The 787-nt window shown below is 47.3% G+C and carries 1 protein-coding gene; it reads right to left on the bottom strand.

From position 1 onward, the window contains the following. Positions 1-787 (bottom strand): IS30-like element IS30 family transposase (locus tag A7589_RS22485; protein ID WP_108189032.1); only part of this gene is annotated, 787 nt, incomplete at both ends.

Genomic DNA, 787 nt, shown 5'->3' with positions numbered 1-787 from the left:
CTAGATGTCTGGCCAGTTCCATTCCTCTGTCCCATGTCAGTGATTTTCTGAGTTCTGACGGTAAACTCAGGAATTTGTCGGTAAGAGCCTGATTTACTGAGACAGAATCTTTGCCCCTGAGTCTAAGGATGATCGTATAACGTGATTTTCGGTCTACAAGTGTGGCTATATGAGAGTTTTTTGTACCTGAGACTAAATCGCCCTCCCAATGCCCCAGAGAGCGTCTGTTATCGATATTTCGGGAACGTTCGTGAATTGGTGTTCCGTTCACTATGTTAATCGTACCTCTTTCGCCTTTGTGGGTATGACGCCTGCCATGGCGAAGGCTATGCGACCGTCGCAGATGCTGTATATTCAGGTGGTGTAGCGCTTCACGGCTACGAAAGTACAGCGTTTTATAAATTGTCTCAGGTGATATTCGCAGCGTTTTTTGACGTGGTTTTGTTCGCCTTAACCATCCTGATATTTGCTCTGGAGACCATTTCATCTCCAGCTTTTCCAGAACAAGCTTTCGCAATGGTAAATTTTGATCCAGTAAGCACGGTTTTGGCCTTTTCGCCATTCTGTTGGCTCGGTTATTAGCATCAACAGCTTTGTAATAGCGTCTGCCCCGATTACGCTGAACTTCACGTGAGATCGTCGAAGGACTGCGATTCAGCGCAGTAGCTATCGCACGAATGCTCATTTTGGCTGACAAACCAGCTCGTATCTCCTCGCGCTCAGACAGTGTCAGGTGAGCTACAGCCCGCTTACGCTCATGGGGTTTTATGCCGCCAGTATCCCTTAA

This window comes from Escherichia sp. MOD1-EC6475 (genome assembly GCF_003046645.1).
Taxonomy (GTDB): domain Bacteria; phylum Pseudomonadota; class Gammaproteobacteria; order Enterobacterales; family Enterobacteriaceae; genus Escherichia; species Escherichia ruysiae.
This window is presented reverse-complemented; position numbering and strand designations above follow the sequence as displayed.